Here is a 15,353-nt window from a genome sequence, read left to right on the forward strand (position 1 = left end):
CTTCCACTGCCGGGCCTTTCGGGCTCTGGGGCGTCTCGCAACTCCCAGCATCCCGAACAGGCCCGGCACCTATTCCATGTTCACGAAGACCGTGGGCAACTCAGCTAGCGCCCGCCGGGCCGCCCGCGTCCCTCAGCGGGCGCGGGCCACGGCCTGGACGAACGCGGTGACGGCCGACCACGCGTCGGCCGGCAGCGCCAGCTCCGTCCCGACGCCGCCGTCGCGCGGGCGCAGGCGCACCCGCGAGGCGGCCGCGTCGCGCTCGGCCTGGACGTCGAGCTGCGCGACGTGCCAGCGTCGCGACCCTCCGCCGGCGTCGCCGGGCGCGAAGAGCTCCAGCACGCGACCGTCGAGCAGCAGCACCGTGCCGTCGGGAGCGCGCAGCTCCCGTCGGTCGCCGAGCGGGTCGGGGCCTCCTCCGAGGTAGGCGAGGATCGGCACGGCTCCACCGTGCCGGTCCGGCGCATCCCGCACATCAGGGAACACCCTGATCATCGCCTGCGGGACGGCGCCGGGCGCGTCGCATAGATTGCCCCCATCGCGCGCTCACGACCACCGGCCGACGCGATGCTCGTCCGCGACGAGGAGCTGCGCCTGCTGCTCGACGCGACCGGGGAGCCGGGTGGCGGGCGCCCCGTCGCCGTCGAGGGCGTGCCCGGGATCGGCAAGACCCGGCTCCTGGCCGAGGCCGAGCGGCGCCTGCGCGAGGCCGGGACCGCCGTCGTCCGCGGCGCGGGCGGCGAGTTCGAGCGCGACCTGCCGTTCGGGGTCTGGGTCGACGCGCTGGCCGACGCGCTCGCCGACCCGCGCCTGCCGCTCGAGGCGCTCGGCGGACAGGAGACCGTCGACGCGCTCGCCGCCGTCCTGCCGCCCCTGGCCGCCCGCGCCGAGCGCCACGCCTCGCCGCTGCTGGCCGAGCGCCACCGGCTGCACGCCGCGTTCCGCGCGCTGCTCACCGGCCTCGCCGCGCACCACGGCGGGCGGCTCGTCGTCCTGCTCGACGACCTGCACTGGGGCGACGACGCCTCGCTGGACCTCGTCGCCGGGCTGCTGCGACGCCCGGCGCTCCGCACGACCCTCGTCGTGGCCGCGCGGCCCGCCCAGGTGCCCGAGCGCCTCGCCGCCGCGCTCGAGCGCGCCGAGCGCGACGCGCGCCTCCTGCGGATCGGGCTCGACGTCCTCGACGCGGCGGCCTGCGACCAGCTGCTCGGCGCCTCCGTGCCGGCCGAGCGACGGGTCGCGCTGCGCGAGGAGAGCGGCGGCAACCCCTTCTACCTCCTCCAGCTCGCGCGCGCGACGGAGGAGGGCCCCGTGCCCCGGACCGTCCGCGACGCGATCGCCGCCGAGCTGCGCCCGCTCGCCGCGGACACCCGGCGGGTGCTCGAGGGCGGCGTCGTGGCCGGCGATCCGTTCGAGCCCGAGCTCGCGGCCGCCGCGGCCGAGACCGCGCCGGCGACGACCGCCGCCGCGATCGACGAGCTCGTCCGCTTCGGGCTCCTGCGGGTCGCCGCCGACGGCCGGCGGCTGCACGTCCGCCACCCGCTCGTGCGGCGCGCGGTCTACGAGGGGACCGGCGCGGGCTGGCGCCCCGCCGCGCACGGTCGCGTCCTGGCGCTGCTCCGCGACCGCGGCGCCCCACCGGCGCTGCTCGCGCACCACGTCGCCCGGTCGGCCTCGCCCGGGGACCGGGACGCCGTCGCGCTGCTCGTCGCCGGCGCGGCCGCGGTCGTCGACCAGGTGCCCGCGAGCGCCGCCGACTGGCTGACGAGCGCCGATGCGCTGCTCCGCGGTGCCGACCCGACGGCGGAGGAGCGGCTCGCCGTGCTCGAGCCGCTGGCCGCCGCCCGCGTGGCGACGCGCGACAGCGAGGGGGCACGCGCCGCGCTCGACGAGGCGCTGCGGATCGAGGTGCCCGAGGACGAGGAGCGCCGCCGCCGGCTCGTCGTCGCCGCCGCCGGGGTCGACCACCGGCTCGGACGCCACCGCGACGCCCGCCGCCGGCTCGAGGAGGAGCTCGCGGCCGCGGGCGATCGCCCGGCGCCGCGGGCGGCGCTGCTCGTCGAGCTCGCCGCCGACGCCTTCTACCGCGCCGACCCGGTGACGATGGAGCAGCGCGCCGCCGAGGCGCTCGACGCCGCCCGGCAGGCGGGCGACGCGCCGCACGAGCTCGCCGCGCTCGGCGCCCTGGCGTGGGCGGGGCTGCTGCAGGACCGGGTCGACGACGCGCGCGAGCACTGGGACGCCGGCGACGCGCTCGCCGCGACGCTCTCCGACGACGCGCTCGCCGTCCGGCTCGACGGCCTCCACTTCCTGACGCTCGCCGCGATGTACCTCGAGCGGTTCGCGGCGCTCATCCGGCACGCCGAGCGCGGGATGCGCGTCGCCCGGGCCACCCGCCAGGGCGCGCTCCTGCCCGTCCTCGCGCTCGGGCGGGGGTACGCCACGGCGATGCTCGGCCGGCTGCCCGAGGCGCGCCGGATCCTCGACGACGCGGTCGAGGAGGCGCGCATCGACGGCGCCCCGCTGTCGCTCGCGTGGGTCGAGATGAACGCCGTCTTCGCGGACTTCTACGCCGGGGAGATCGAGGCCGGCCTCGCCCGGCTCGACGAGACGCTGCGCGTCGCGGGGACCGTCGACACGAACCCCGTGCTCGTCCAGCTGCGGCTCGTCGAGGCCGACCTGCTCCTCCAGGTCGGCAACCACGGCCGGGCGCTCGAGGCCGCCGCGGCCGCCGGCGCCCCGGAGTTCCCGGCCATCGCCGGGTTCTGGCGCTGCTACGCGCTCGACCTCCTCTGCGCGATCGAGCTCGAGCTCGGCCACCGTCCGGCCGCGGAGGCGGCGCGGGATCGCGTCGTCGCCCAGGCCGACCGCCTCGGCCTGCCGCTGGCCCGGTCGTGGGCGCGGCGGGCGTCGGCGCGGATCGCGCTCGCCGACGACCCGGCCGCCGCGGCGACCCTCGCGCTCGAGGCGGTCGAGCTGCAGCTGCAGGCGCCGGGACCGGTCGAGGCCCTGCGCACGCGGGTGCTGGCCGGGCGGGCCCTCGGCCGCGCCGGCGAGCGCGACGCGGCGCTCGAGCAGCTCGAGCAGGCCGTCGCCGAGGCGGAGGCCGCGGGGACCCGGGCGTTCCGGGACGACGCGGCACGCGAGATGCGGCGCCTGGGCCGGCGTCCCGTCCGCGGCGTCGTCGGCGCTCCCGGCCTGCCGTCGCTGTCGGGCCGGGAGCGCGAGATCGCCGAGCTCGTCGCCGACGGGCGGACGAACGCGGAGATCGCCGGGGCTCTCTACCTCAGTCCGAAGACCGTCGAGAGCCACCTGCGCAACGTCTTCCAGAAGCTCCGCGTCAGCTCGCGGCTCGAGGTCGCGCGGATGGTCGACCGCGAGCGCGATGGCCGCGACTGACGCGTCAGGACGTCGAGCGGCTGCGACGCCCGTCCGAGCGCCCGCGCACGGGGCTCCAGGCCGGCAGGAGGCCCGCGCGCCGCTCGACGTCCCCGGCGCGCGGCTCCTGGACGGTCAGCGCCGCACGATCCGGATCGCGCGCGTGCGGACCGGCGAGCGGTTGCCGGCGGCGTCGATGGCGAGGACGCGCAGCCGGTAGGCCCCGGCGGGCAGCGCCCGCCCGCGACGTCGGCCGTCGAGGTGGATCGACACGCGGCCCGCAGCGGCGGTCCGACGGAGTTCCTGCACCGGCACCCAGCGGCTGCACGCTCGTCCCGACCGCGTCCGGCGGGGCGGCCGGCAGGTGCCGCCGGCCCGGCGCCCGGCCCGGCGCTGCTCGACCGTCACCGCGACGGTCGCCGCCTCGCCGAGCGTCAGGCGCAGCGCCGTGCCGACGCCCGACCGGCCACCGCGCGCCGGCCGCAGCACCCGCCCGGCGCGGAAGCGGCGGCGCAGGACGGTGGTGTCGCTCACGCGCGGCGCCGCGCGGTCGACGACCGGCGGCGGATCGCCGCCGACGACGGGCGGCTCATCCGCCGGGACCGGCGGCGCGACGTCGCGGATCTCGGCGACCTGCTCGCTCTGCTCCAGACCCACCCACAGGCGTCCGCCCGCGGCGACGAGGTAGCGGGGACCGGAGCCCGTCGGCAGCCCGGTGAGCTCGGAGACCTCGCCGGACGGCGTCAGGCGCGCGAGGCTCGCGGTCGCGAACCGCGCGCTCCAGTACGCGCCGTCGCCGCCGTAGGCGATGCCGAACACGTCCGACGCGGGGACGAGCGTGGCGTCCGGCTGGCCGCCCGCGGTCACCCGCCAGATCCGGTGCGGGCTGCTCGTCGGGCCCGTGATCGCCACCTGGCCGTCGGGGCCGGCCGCGACGTCCTGCGGGCTCTCGCCGAGCGCGGTCGTCGTGAAGGTCCCGTCCGTCGCCATGCGGACGACGCGTTGACCGGCGAAGTCCGTGATCCAGAGGTGGCCGTCGCCGCCCGCGGCGATCGAGGTCGCGCTCATCCCGGCGACGGTGAAGGTCGCGCGGCCGGCCGGGTCGCCCGGCGGGATCCGGAAGACGCGATCGCCGCTCGCGGTCCAGAGGTTGCCGTCCGGTCCCGTGACGATCCGTCGCGGATCGTCGAGGCCGGGGATCGCGAAGGCGGTCCCCGACGCCGGCGCAGCCGGGTCGACGCGCACGACGCCGCCGGACTGCGTCAGCCACAGGCGCCCGTCGGGGCCCGTGGTGATCCCGGAGGGGAACGACGCCGCCGCGAGCGCGAAGCCGGTGACCACGCCGTCGTGGACACGGGCGAGGTCGGGATTCGTCCCGCCGAGGGCGATCCAGACGTCGCCGTCGGGCGTCGTCGTGAGGTGGCGCGGCGGCGCGGGCAGGTCCAGGACGGCGCCGACGCTCGGGGCGGCGCCGGCCACCGGCGGCAGCGTCGCGCCGGCGGCGAGCGCGAGGGCGAGCGCCGTCGCGCCGCGGCGGGCGCGCCGCGATCGGCGGGGCATCGGGGTGGGCGAGGGGACGGGACGGCTCATGGGGGCGCTCCGGCATCGGGGGCAGGAGGGGCGCCATGCTCGGCGGCGCGCGGCGGCCGGACATCCGGGCGTGCCCGCAACCCGCACCCTGATCCCCGCGGAGTCCCGTCCGAGGCCCGGATCGGGCGGTCCCGCTGGTCGGCGGCCCGACCGTCGGGGATCCTGAGGCGGCGATGACCGACCGACGCGCGCAGGCGATGCAGGAGTGGGCCCGGGCCCGCGGACTCGAGTTCACGCCCGCGGGGCTCCTGCCCCCGATCCTCGAGCCGCTGCGGGCCGGCCTCGGCGTCGGCGCGCACCGCGCCCCGCTCGAGCGGCGCTCCGGGGCCCACGGGGTCGTGCGCGACGACACCCGCCGCCGCGAGGAGCGCACGACCCATCACCTCTGCGAGGGGGTCCTGCCGGGCGGGGCGACCGGCGCGCTCGGGCACCACGTGTCGCTGCGCCGCACCGAGGGCGGGGACGGCTCGCGGTGGGTCGCCGGCGTCCGGACGATCGTGCTCGTCCCGACGGGGACCGGCTCGCGGGCCGTGGCCTTCGCCGAGGCGGGGGCCGACCCGGGCGCGAGCCGCGCCGCGCTGACGATCGACCGGCGGGGGCCGGAGGCCGATCCCGTCGCCGATCCCGCGGGGTCGATCGTCGCCCGCCCCTCGGCGACCGTCGTGCGCGACGGCATCCGCTGGCGCCTGGACCCGCCGGAGGACGAGCCGGCCGTCGAGCGGCTGCTGGCGGAGGACGTCCGGAGCGCGTGGGCCGCGGCGCCCGACGGCACCCGGCTCGTCGTCGAGCTCGGCGCCCTCGGGGTCTGGGTCCCCGGACGGCTCGTGACCGACGCGGGCGAGCTCGACGCCCTCTGCCGGCTCGCCTCCGCCGTGACGGGCGCCCTCGCCGCGATCGCGTCGAGCCGTCCGGTCCTGCGGGCCGACGGGTGGCTCGGCGAGCGTCCCGACGACCTGCGCCGTCGCTGGGTCGACGCCGGCGTGGCGCTGCGGCACTGGCCGACCCCGCCGGCCGACGTCGCGGAGGCGCAGGCCGGCTACGCGCCGATCGTGCGCGCCGGCAGCCGTCGCGCGGCGCGGACCGTCCGGCGCTGGGCGCTCGGCGCGCTCCTCGTCCTGACGCTCGTGCCCGGCCTCGGAGGCCTCGCGTGGTCGTGGTGGGACGACGAGCCGCTCGGCATGGCCGCCGGAGTCGCCTGGCTGCTCGTGGGGCTCGTCGCGGCGGTGCGCGCGGCACGGGCGACCGGGCGGGAGCACCTCGACGACCGGACGCGCACGGCGAGCGTCGCCTGGGGCCTCGAGGCGTTCGGTCGCGAGCACGCGCGGACCCGCGCCCTGCGGCCGGAGGACCCGGAGGCGCTGCGCCGCGTGCTCGACGCCCCGGTGCCCGGACGTCTGCTGCAGGCGTGGCAGGGCGACCTCGCGGGTGGCGCTCCCGGGCACCTCGGACTCTGGATCGACGGCTCGGTCCATCCCGCCCCGCCCCGCCACTGGCTCGTGGCCGTCGTCGCCGGCCCTCCCCGCTCGGGCGCCGCGCCGCGGGGATGCGACCTCGTGCATCCGGCCGGGCCCGGGCTCATCGGCCTCTGGCGGCCGGTCGACGCCGCGGGCCGCTCGTCCGCCGCGCTCGACGCGCTGGCCGCCGACGCGGCGGGCCTCGCGGGCTGAGCGGTCGATCCGCGACGGGGCCCGCTCGGGCGCACCGGCGGCCGTCGCACGACGACGGCCGACGTCGTGGTCCGTCCGGGGCGCCCGCGACGATCGGGTGCTCAGGCGTCACCGGGCTCGTCCCGGCCGGGGGAGGCGCGAGCGGGCCCGACCGCGTGGCCGATCCCGGCCGCTCGGTCCTCGTGCTCGCGGCCCGGGCGCAGCCTCGACGTCGACCACAGGTCGAGCAGCGGCCCGGGAGGGGCGGCACCAGCGGCCATCGCGCCCGTCGCGGATCGCGAGCATCGCCCTCGAGCGCGCGGCGTCAGGCACCCGTCTCGAAGGCTCTCGTCGAGCCGGAGACGCGGGTGCCGCGAGCGCCGACGCGCCATCGGCGGGTGCCGCACGGCCGAGCGCGGGCCCCGATCGCCCGCCGATGGGGACGGTGCGCGAGGATCCTCACGTGCCCCGCCCGCCCCTCCCCGCCGTCGCCGTGGTCGCGCTGGCCCTCGCCGGCTGCGGCGCCGACGCCGAGCCCGACGTGGCGTTCGAGGGCGCCGCGACCGTGCCGCCGTCCGCCGCCACCCCCGCGGATCCGGCCGCCGCGGCCGCCCTCGACCGGCCCGCGGCGCCGGACGCCACCCGCGTCGCCGCGACGACCGACGCCGCTGCACCGGCGACCGCCGACACCGAGCTCGACGACCCGCCGCTCGCCGGGCGCACGATCGTCGTCGACCCCGGGCACAACGGCGCGAGCGCGAGCCGCCCGGACGTCATCAACCGCACGGTCTGGATCGGCAACCGCCGCAAGGCGTGCCAGGCCGTCGGCACGACGAGCGTCCGGGGGCTCCCCGAGCACCGCTACACCTGGCTGCTCGCGGGCGCGCTGCGCGACGAGCTGCGCGCCCGGGGGGCGCGGGTCGTCCTCACGCGCGGCGACGACCGCGGGGTCGGCCCGTGCATCGACCGGCGGGCGCGGATCGCGAACGCCGCCGAGGCCGACGCGGCGGTGTCGATCCACGGCGACGGCGGCCCGGCGACCGGGCGTGGCTTCCACGTGATCCTGCCCGGCCGGGTGCCGCAGGTGGGTGGCCACGACGCGATCGTCGCCCCGTCCCGCCGGCTCGGCCTCGAGCTCCGCCGCGCCTACCGCCGCGGCAGCGGCATGCCGTACGCGACGTACCTCGGGCGCGCCGGGCTCGACGTGCGCACCGACCTCGGCGGCCTGAACCTCCTGCGGGTGCCGGGCGTCATGATCGAGACGGGGAACATGCGCAACGCGACCGACGCGCGGCGCATGTCGAGCGCCGCCTGGCGCGCTCGAGCGGCGCGGGCGCTCGCCGACGGGGTGACCCGCTTCCTCGAGCGCTAGGACCTGACGCGCTTCGCGGTCGCCCGGATCCCCGGCGGTCCGCGAAGGCCGGATCCGGCCGGGGCGGCCGATCCCTCCTCGTGGTCGCCCGGGTGGAAAGCCGCGCCGCGGGCGACGTGCGACCGGATCGCCGGAGCACCGCGACGGGCCCGAGCCCGCCGCGGACGGGACCGGCGGTCAGTCCTGACCGCCGGACAGCGCCGCCGGCTGATCGCCGGACGCCAGCTGCGGATCGCTGTGCGCGGCGCGCACCTCGTAGCCCTGGCGCGCGCCCTGGTCGGCCTCGATCAGCGCCTTGTCGGCGCCGAGCGCCCGGGCGAGCCCCTCGCGCCCGCGACGGGGCAGGAGCTGCAGGACGCCGTTGGCGACGGCGGCGGACTTCGGGACGATGACGTCGAAGCGCGGGAACTTCAGCGCGTCGACGATCGCCTCGGCGACGTCCTCCGGCGTCGTGGGCTTCACGCCGCGGGTCGCCTTGAGCCCGGTCGCGAGCTCGGTCTGGACGATCGCCGGCATGACGCAGCTCACCTCGACGGGCGAGTCGACGTACTGCAGCTCGCCGCGCAGCGACTCCGACAGGCCGACGACGAAGTGCTTCGTGCCGCAGTACGTCGCGACGCCGGGGAAGCCGCCCTTGCCGGCCATCGACGCGACGTTGATCAGGTGGCCGCGGCGCCGCTCCACGAACAGCGGCAGGATCTCCTTCACCCCGTTCAGCACGCCGTAGACGTTGATGTCGATCTGCCGCCGGGTGCTGTCGTCGCTCTCGTCGAGGAACGCGCCGACCGGCATGATCCCGGCGTTGTTGTCGAAGACGCCGATCGGGCCGAGGTCCCGCTCGGTCGCCTCGATGAACGCGCGGACCGACGCGCGGTCGGTGACGTCGAGCCGGTAGGCGCGGACGTTGGACCCGCCGCGCGCGAGCTCGCGGGCGGTCGCCTCGGCGACGTCGAGATCCAGGTCGCCGATCGCGACCTTCATCCCCTCGGCGACGAGCGCGCGCGCCGTCTCCTTGCCGATCCCCCGGGCTCCGCCGGTGATCGCGGCGACCTGCCCGACCAGGACTCGCGGCTGCTTGGCCATCGTGGTGCTCCTCCTCGCTGCGGGCCGTCCGGTGGCCCGCGAAAGTTGACGCCTGCGTCACGTTCGACCCTAACGCGGATTCCCGGCGCCCGTCAACCGGCAGGCCCGGACGCCGGCGAGCGGGGCGGACGGGAGCCGCCGCTCGATCGCGACCGGGGTACCGGCGCGCACGTCGCAGGGGTCGACGGCGGCCGGTGGTGCGCTCCCGTGATCCCGTCCCGACCCGACCGTCCCCACGCACCGGCGCGCGGAGGTTACAGTCGTGTAAATGCGGTGTGCACGGGACGGGCGGCGACCAGGACGGCCACGACGGTCGTGGATCACGGCGCTCTGCGCGGCCACGACCGCGCTCGTCCTGGGCGCGACGACCGCGACCGCGTCAGCGGCCGATCCGGCACCGACCCGCGCCTGGGTCGACCGCGCGCTGGACCTGCAGCACCACCTCGCCGACGACGTGCCGCTGCGCGACGCGCCCTGGCTCGCGACGCACAACTCCTACAACCGGCCAAGCCTCGCGCTCGCGACGCTGGACCCGAACCAGACCCTCGACCTCACCGGGCAGCTCGACGCCGGCGTCCGGCACCTCGAGATCGACGTCCATCCGCCGCTCGCGCCGCTGCCGCTGCTCGACCAGCCCGCGACGGTCTGCCACACGGTGTGCACGCTCGAGCAGCCGCTGGAGGCCCGCCTCACCGAGCTCACCCGCTGGCTGGATCGCCACCCCGCCGAGGTCGTGCTGCTCTACCTCGAGTCGCACCTCGAGGGCCGCGGCGGCACCACCGGCTACGACGCCGGGGCCGCGGTCCTGGAGCGGACGCTCGGCCGGCGCGTCCTGCGCCCGGACGGCCCGCCCGGGACCTGCCGGCCGATGCCGCTGGAGCTCACGCGCGCCCAGATCCTCGCGGCCGGGCGCCAGCTCCTGCTCATCGGGCCGTGCGGCGTCGGCGCCCGCTGGTCCTCCTGGGTCTTCGACGAGGAGCCGCGGATCACCGCCGGCGACAACGCGGCGCTGCGCGACGCGCCCGACTGCGGCCCGGAGATCACGCGCGTCCAGTACGACGCCCACCCCGTGCGCTACTACGAGGACCTGACGATGCTCGGCGCCGCGGCGGGCACCGGCCACACCCGGATGTCCCCGGCCCTCGTCGCCCGGATGCTGCGCTGCGGGGTGGACATCGTCGGCTTCGACCACCTGCTGCGCGACGACGCGCGCCGAACGGCGTTCGTCTGGAGCTGGGCGCCGGGCCAGCCCGCGGCCGGCGACTGCGCCGCCCAGCGCCCGGACGGGCGCTGGACCACGCGGCCGTGCACCGACGCCCTGCGCGCGGCGTGCCGCGCCGCGGACGGTCGCTGGAGCGCGTCCCCCGTGGCGCTCCCGGCGGCGTCGGCGGCGCGCGGGTGTCGCGAGGCGGGCGGCACGGCCGTCCCGCGGACCGGTCGCGACGGCCATCGGCTGCGCGAGGCCGCCGCGGCGGCCGGCGACGTCTGGCTCGGCCTGCGCCGGGCGGGCGACCGCTGGGTCCCGGACGAGCGCGCCGGCTGCGGCCCGACGCTCACCGCGCCCGCGCGACGGTGGCGGGTCCGCGATGGCGTCGCACGGATCCGCGTCGGCCTGCGGTTCGCGTGCACCGGCGAGCCGCTGCGCGCGCGGTTCCGCGTCCTCGGCGGGCGCCGCAGCGTCCTCGGCACGACCGGCCGGACGCTGCGGGTCCGCGTCGGCCCGCGCACCCGGTCGCTCGTCGTCCGGGTCGCCGCCGACGACGCCGTCCACCGGCTGCGGGTCCGGCTGCGCCGCTAGGGACGTCGCACGCCCAGCCGCAGCGGCTCGTCCCTCCCCGCGCCCCGCGCGCCGCACGCGCGATGGGTCAGGCGTCGCGCCAGGCGGCGCCGTCGCGCTCGACGCCCTCGCCGCCGAGGACGACCCGGACCGTTCGCAGGAGGATCTCGGCGTCGAGGCGCAGCGAGCGGTGGGCGACGTACCAGCGGTCGAGCTCGATCCGCTCGGGCCAGCTGAGCGTCGTGCGGCCCTGGACCTGCGCCCAGCCGGTGAGGCCGGGGCGGACGAGCAGCCGCTCGCGCTGGCGGGCGTCGTAGCGCTCCACCTGGCTCGGGACCGTCGGTCGGGGACCGACGATCGCCATCTCGCCGCGCAGCACGTTGACGAGCTGCGGCAGCTCGTCGATCGAGGTCCGCCGCAGGAGGCGCCCGAGGCGGGTGATGCGCGCGTCGCCCTGCTCGATCGCGAGGCCGGCGCCGAGCCGCTCGGCGCCCTGGACCATCGTGCGGAGCTTCAGGACCTCGAAGACCCGGCCGTCGCGGCCGACCCGTCGCTGGCGGAAGATCGCGCCGCCCGGGGACTCGAGCCGGACGGCGAGCATCACGAGCGCCAGCGGCAGCGCCAGGACGGCGAGCGCCGCCCCGGCCACGACGACGTCGAAGGCGCGCCGGACGACCTCGGCGGGGCCCCCACCGGCCGGCCGGACGATCGGGCCGTCGGGACCGACCCGCGCCCCGGACGCGCGCATCGCCGCCCGCAGCTCGGCGTGCGCGTCCTCGACGGGCTCGGCGGACGGCCGCGGGCCGCCGGCGCTCATCGGGTGCCCTCCGCCGGCTCCCAGCCGGCCGGCGCGCCGGCGCGCAGGAAGTCGGCCAGGCCGAGCGCGATCGTCGCCGTCATCGAGACGTAGTAGCGGCAGAGCAGCAGCGGCCGGGACGGGACCACCGTGCCGGCCGCCGCGCCGGCGCCGAGCGCGAGGTGCGCGGCGAGCAGCAGCCGGTCGATCCGGGTCGCGCGGCCGCGCACGAGCAGGAGCGCGCCCGCGGCGAGCGCGAGCAGGTGCAGCAGCGGGCTGGCGTAGCGCAGCCAGCGGTGGCTGACGATCGCGGCGAGGTAGCGCGGCGGCAGCCCGCGGGGGTCGAGGATCCCGCCGCCGAGGCCCCCGTCGCGGCCGCCGCGCAGGACGATCCGCCACGCCTGGGCCATCATCCGCCGCTTGCGGGCCGACTCGCCCTCGAGCGTCGGGACGAGCGGCTCGGTCGCCCGGGCGGTCGGACGGTCGACGGCGAGCAGGCCGAGCCGGACGACCTGGTGGGGCAGCGAGAGGTCGTGCCCGCGCTCGGTGCGCAGCCGCGGCCAGACGTCGGCGCGCAGCGCGTAGATCGCGCCGTTGCCGGCGGTCACCGACCACCAGTCGCTCTCGCGGCGGCGCAGCGCCATCTCCAGCCGCCAGTAGGCGCCCTCCTGGTTCGTCGCGCCGTCGGCGGCCACGAACGCCACCCGTCCGCAGGCGTAGCCGACGTCGGGATCCTCGAACGCCGCCACGAGCTCGGCCAGGGCGTCGGGCGCCCAGCGCGTGTTCGCGTCGCTGAAGACGAGGATCTCGCCGCGGGCCCGGGCGACCGCCGCGGCCTGCGCGGCGTGCTTGCCGCCGCGCTCGAGCTCCAGGACGACGTCGGCGCCGGCCGCGCGCGCCCGCTCGGCGGTCGCGTCCGGCGACCCGTCGCAGGCGACGAGGATCTCGAGCAGCTCGGCCGGCCACTCCTGCGCCCGCAGGGCGGCGACCGTCGCGGCGATCACGTCCTGCTCGGCGTAGGCGGCGACGACGACCGAGACGCGCGGCACGGTGCCGTCGGCGACGCGCAGCCCGGTCGGCGGACCGGCCGGGCGCGACTCGCGATCGTCGGCGACGCGGCCGAGCGGGCGCAGCGCGCGCAGCAGCAGCCCCCACCCGGCGTGGGTCCAGGCGAGGAGCGCGAGGCTCGTGAGGTGCAGCAGCCGCACGGCGCGGATCGTCGCAGAGCCCGCGAGCCGAGGCCGTTCGGACTACGGTGCCGTGGATGGACGACGACGCCCGCCTGGGAGCGCGGATCGACTGGACGCCGGCCACGCCGCCGGACGGCCGGACGCTCGTGGGGCGCGACGTCCGCCTGGAGCGGCTGGATCCCGCCGCGCACGGCGACGCGCTGTGGGCGGCGCAGGCCGGCGACCCCGCGCTGTGGGACTACCTGCCCTACGGCCCGTTCCCGGATCGCCCGGCGTTCGACGTCCAGCTGGGCGAGCTCGCGGCGACGGAGGACCCGCTGCTGCACGCGGTGATCCGCGACGGGCGCGCGACGGGCTGCCTGGCCCTCATGTCGGTCGTGCCGGAGCACGGCCGGATCGAGATCGGCCACGTCTGGTTCGGTGCCCCGCTGCAGCGCACGCGCGCGGCGACGGAGGCGGTCCACCTGCTGGCCACGGAGGCGTTCGCCCGCGGCTTCCGGCGCCTGGAGTGGAAGTGCAACGCGCTGAACCGCCGCTCGTGGGCGGCGGCCGAGCGGTTCGGCTTCACCTACGAGGGGACCTTCCGCCAGCACATGGTCGTCCAGGGCCGGACGCGCGACACCGCCTGGTTCTCGATCGGCGACGACGAGTGGCCGGCGGTCGACGCCGCGTTCCGCACCTGGCTCGATCCGGCGAGCTTCGACGACGCCGGGCGCCAGCGGCGGTCCCTGCGGGAGCTGCAGCCGACGCGGGCCGCCGGCGCGACGCGCTGAGCCGGGCGACGGTCACGCGGCCGGACGCGCCGTGACCCAGATCCGGATCTCGATCGTCGAGACGACCGTCCCCGCGCGGTCGGCGAGCTCGATGGCCACCGGCAGCTCCTGCCGCTCGGCGAGCGGCTCGGGCAGGACGAGCGTCGCCGTGGCGGTCAGCCGGCCGGTGGCCTTCGCGCGGTAGCCGACGGTCATGCCGCGCGGGATCCAGCGGTGGCTGGCCGGGACCGTCGCCTCGGCGACCGCGCCCATGACGTACTCGGCGAGGTTGCACTGCGCGATCGCGTGGACCGTCCCGAGGTGGTTGCGGGTCCACGGGACCGCGCGCATGCTCGCCACCGCGCGCCCCGGCTCGAGCTCGCGCAGCTCCGCGGGGACGGTGAGGAAGTACGGCGCGGCCGCGCGATAGGCCCGCGAGACGACGGTCCGGCCCAGCGGCAGGCGCCGGGCACGGCGGTGGGCGGCGAGGAGGTCGAGGGCCGGCATGACCGAATCCTACCCGCGGTAGCAGTTCGCGGATCGCCGGCCCGACGACGGCGTCGCCGGTACCGCGACCGTCGTGCCCGAGCGATCGGGACGCACGGCGGCGGCCGGACGGGTGCTCAGCCCCCGAGCAGCGCGCGGTAGAGCTCGAGGTGCGCGTGGGCGACGGCGTCCCACGAGTACGGCCCGCGGGCGAGGGCGCCGGCCCGGATCCCGAGCTCGCGCCGCCGCTCGCGGTCCACGAGCAGGTGCTCGAGCGCGGTCGCCAGCGCAGCGGCGTCCCCCGCGGGCACGAGCTCGGCGGCGCCCTCCGCGGCGATCTCCGGGAAGCCGCCGACGTCGCTCAGCACGAGCGGCTTGCCGAACGCGAGACCCGTGAAGAGCACCCCGGACTGGTCGATCTCGCGGTAGGGCAGCACGACGACGTCGGCACGGTCGAAGAACGCCGCGGCCTCCTCGTCGGCGACGAACCGGTCGACGAACCGCACCCCGGGCGGCGCCTGCGCCTTGAGCGGGGCGAGGTCCATCTTCGGCAGCCCCACGACCCACAGCTCCGCCGGCGCCCGGTCGCCGCCGAGGCGATGCCACGCGTCGAGCAGGACGTCGAGTCCCTTGTACGGCCGCACGAGGCCGAAGAGCAGGACGACCGGGCGCTTCACCGCGTCGAGCGGGCGGGGCAGCGCGGCGCGCTCGACGGCCGCGAGGTGCGCGAAGGCGCCGTGGGGGATGACGTGGACCGTCGCCGGGTCGACGTCGAGCTGCCCGACGAGCCGGTCCCGGCCGTGGTGGGAGTGGACGACGACCGCGTCGACGCGCTGGTACAGCCGCTCCTGGGCCCGCAGCTGCCCGGGGCGCGGCTCGCGCGGCAGCACGTCGTGCGCGGTGAGGACGACCGGGCGACCGCGGGGCAGGAGCAGCCCGTCGAGCTGCTGCAGCGCGAGCCACTGGAAGTGGACGACGTCGGCGTCGCGCGCGTCGCGGCGCAGCGCGCGCATGTCGGGCACGTGGCTGGCGAGCTTCGTGATCCGCCGCTGCAGCGAGCCGGCCGGCCCACGACCGCGGCGGTAGAAGCGCCGCTCGATCGCGTAGCCCTCGGGCCCCGGCACGTCGCCGTAGGGGAACTCGCTCGTGGCGAGCGTCACCCGCGCCCCGGCGCGGACGAGCGCGCTCGCGAGCGCGTGGTCGTACGGCGGGGTGTAGGCGGAGGGATCGACGAGCCGGACGTGCACGCAGCCGGCATCTTCGCGGACCGGCCCGCGGACCGC

At 78.3% G+C, this 15,353-nt stretch carries 12 protein-coding genes; 5 read left to right on the forward strand and 7 right to left on the reverse strand.

Translation table 11 applies throughout. The features are described 5' to 3' along the window. Window positions 1-132: 132 nt before the first annotated feature. A complete protein-coding gene (locus SK069_RS12475; RefSeq protein ID WP_319954569.1) occupies window positions 133-441 on the reverse strand; it encodes a hypothetical protein in 309 nt (102 codons plus the stop codon). A 126-nt stretch (window positions 442-567) separates the two neighbouring features. Here SK069_RS12475 and SK069_RS12480 point away from each other — a divergent pair, with 126 nt between their 5' ends. After that, window positions 568-3,399 carry a helix-turn-helix transcriptional regulator gene (locus tag SK069_RS12480; RefSeq protein WP_319954570.1) on the forward strand — a complete coding sequence of 944 codons (2,832 nt, stop codon included), beginning with the start codon at window positions 568-570 and terminating at the stop codon, window positions 3,397-3,399. 114 nt (window positions 3,400-3,513) lie between these two features. On the opposite strand, the gene SK069_RS12485 is transcribed toward SK069_RS12480, so the two are convergent. Continuing rightward, on the reverse strand, window positions 3,514-4,968 hold the full coding sequence (locus SK069_RS12485; protein ID WP_319954571.1) for a virginiamycin B lyase family protein: 1,455 nt from the start codon (window positions 4,966-4,968) through the stop codon (window positions 3,514-3,516). Between the two features lie 173 nt (window positions 4,969-5,141). Between SK069_RS12485 and SK069_RS12490 the strand changes: the two genes are divergently transcribed. Together SK069_RS12490 and SK069_RS12495 are read left to right on the forward strand one after the other, a co-directional pair. Continuing rightward, entirely contained in the window at window positions 5,142-6,635 is a 1,494-nt protein-coding gene (locus SK069_RS12490) for a hypothetical protein (protein ID WP_319954572.1), read from the forward strand. A 442-nt stretch (window positions 6,636-7,077) separates the two neighbouring features. Beyond that, on the forward strand, window positions 7,078-7,986 hold the full coding sequence (locus SK069_RS12495; protein ID WP_319954573.1) for an N-acetylmuramoyl-L-alanine amidase: 909 nt from the start codon (window positions 7,078-7,080) through the stop codon (window positions 7,984-7,986). A gap of 177 nt (window positions 7,987-8,163) precedes the next feature. Here SK069_RS12495 and SK069_RS12500 read toward each other — a convergent pair whose 3' ends face one another. Beyond that, window positions 8,164-9,069, reverse strand: coding sequence for an SDR family oxidoreductase (locus SK069_RS12500; RefSeq protein ID WP_319954574.1), 906 nt, complete (start codon window positions 9,067-9,069; stop codon window positions 8,164-8,166). A gap of 268 nt (window positions 9,070-9,337) precedes the next feature. Between SK069_RS12500 and SK069_RS12505 the strand changes: the two genes are divergently transcribed. Continuing rightward, window positions 9,338-10,867, forward strand: a complete 1,530-nt coding sequence (locus SK069_RS12505) for a hypothetical protein (protein ID WP_319954575.1) — start codon at window positions 9,338-9,340, stop codon at window positions 10,865-10,867. 67 nt (window positions 10,868-10,934) lie between these two features. On the opposite strand, the gene SK069_RS12510 is transcribed toward SK069_RS12505, so the two are convergent. Both SK069_RS12510 and SK069_RS12515 read right to left on the reverse strand, forming a co-directional pair. Further along, complete coding sequence (locus SK069_RS12510; RefSeq protein WP_319954576.1) at window positions 10,935-11,663, reverse strand: sugar transferase; 729 nt, start codon at window positions 11,661-11,663, stop codon at window positions 10,935-10,937. Beyond that, window positions 11,660-12,850, reverse strand: a complete 1,191-nt coding sequence (locus SK069_RS12515; protein WP_319954577.1) for a glycosyltransferase — start codon at window positions 12,848-12,850, stop codon at window positions 11,660-11,662. The genes SK069_RS12510 and SK069_RS12515 overlap by 4 nt, the downstream gene beginning before the upstream one ends. 56 nt (window positions 12,851-12,906) lie before the next feature. On the opposite strand from SK069_RS12515, the gene SK069_RS12520 reads away from it, so the two are divergent. Continuing rightward, window positions 12,907-13,605, forward strand: a complete 699-nt coding sequence (locus SK069_RS12520; RefSeq protein ID WP_319954578.1) for a GNAT family N-acetyltransferase — start codon at window positions 12,907-12,909, stop codon at window positions 13,603-13,605. 12 nt (window positions 13,606-13,617) lie between these two features. Here SK069_RS12520 and SK069_RS12525 read toward each other — a convergent pair whose 3' ends face one another. Together SK069_RS12525 and SK069_RS12530 are read right to left on the reverse strand one after the other, a co-directional pair. Beyond that, the gene (locus tag SK069_RS12525) at window positions 13,618-14,091 is read right to left on the reverse strand and encodes a hotdog fold domain-containing protein (protein WP_319954579.1); all 474 of its coding nucleotides are present in this window, start codon (window positions 14,089-14,091) and stop codon (window positions 13,618-13,620) included. A gap of 116 nt (window positions 14,092-14,207) precedes the next feature. Beyond that, window positions 14,208-15,317 carry a glycosyltransferase family 4 protein gene (locus SK069_RS12530; RefSeq protein ID WP_319954580.1) on the reverse strand — a complete coding sequence of 370 codons (1,110 nt, stop codon included), beginning with the start codon at window positions 15,315-15,317 and terminating at the stop codon, window positions 14,208-14,210. Window positions 15,318-15,353 lie beyond the last annotated feature (36 nt).

The sequence above is a fragment of the Patulibacter brassicae genome, assembly GCF_033949425.1.
GTDB classification, from domain to species: Bacteria; Actinomycetota; Thermoleophilia; order Solirubrobacterales; family Solirubrobacteraceae; genus Patulibacter; species Patulibacter brassicae.

Excerpts from the sequence above, each read along its gene's own strand:
- SK069_RS12500 (WP_319954574.1), bottom strand. The coding sequence starts at position 9,069 with ATGGCCAAGCAGCCGCGAGTCCTGGTCGGGCAGGTCGCCGCGATCACC.
- SK069_RS12525 (WP_319954579.1), bottom strand. The coding sequence starts at position 14,091 with ATGCCGGCCCTCGACCTCCTCGCCGCCCACCGCCGTGCCCGGCGCCTG.
- SK069_RS12490 (WP_319954572.1), top strand. The coding sequence starts at position 5,142 with ATGACCGACCGACGCGCGCAGGCGATGCAGGAGTGGGCCCGGGCCCGC.
- SK069_RS12510 (WP_319954576.1), bottom strand. The coding sequence starts at position 11,663 with ATGAGCGCCGGCGGCCCGCGGCCGTCCGCCGAGCCCGTCGAGGACGCG.
- SK069_RS12485 (WP_319954571.1), bottom strand. The coding sequence starts at position 4,968 with ATGAGCCGTCCCGTCCCCTCGCCCACCCCGATGCCCCGCCGATCGCGG.
- SK069_RS12520 (WP_319954578.1), top strand. The coding sequence starts at position 12,907 with ATGGACGACGACGCCCGCCTGGGAGCGCGGATCGACTGGACGCCGGCC.
- SK069_RS12480 (WP_319954570.1), top strand. The coding sequence starts at position 568 with ATGCTCGTCCGCGACGAGGAGCTGCGCCTGCTGCTCGACGCGACCGGG.
- SK069_RS12505 (WP_319954575.1), top strand. The coding sequence starts at position 9,338 with ATGCGGTGTGCACGGGACGGGCGGCGACCAGGACGGCCACGACGGTCG.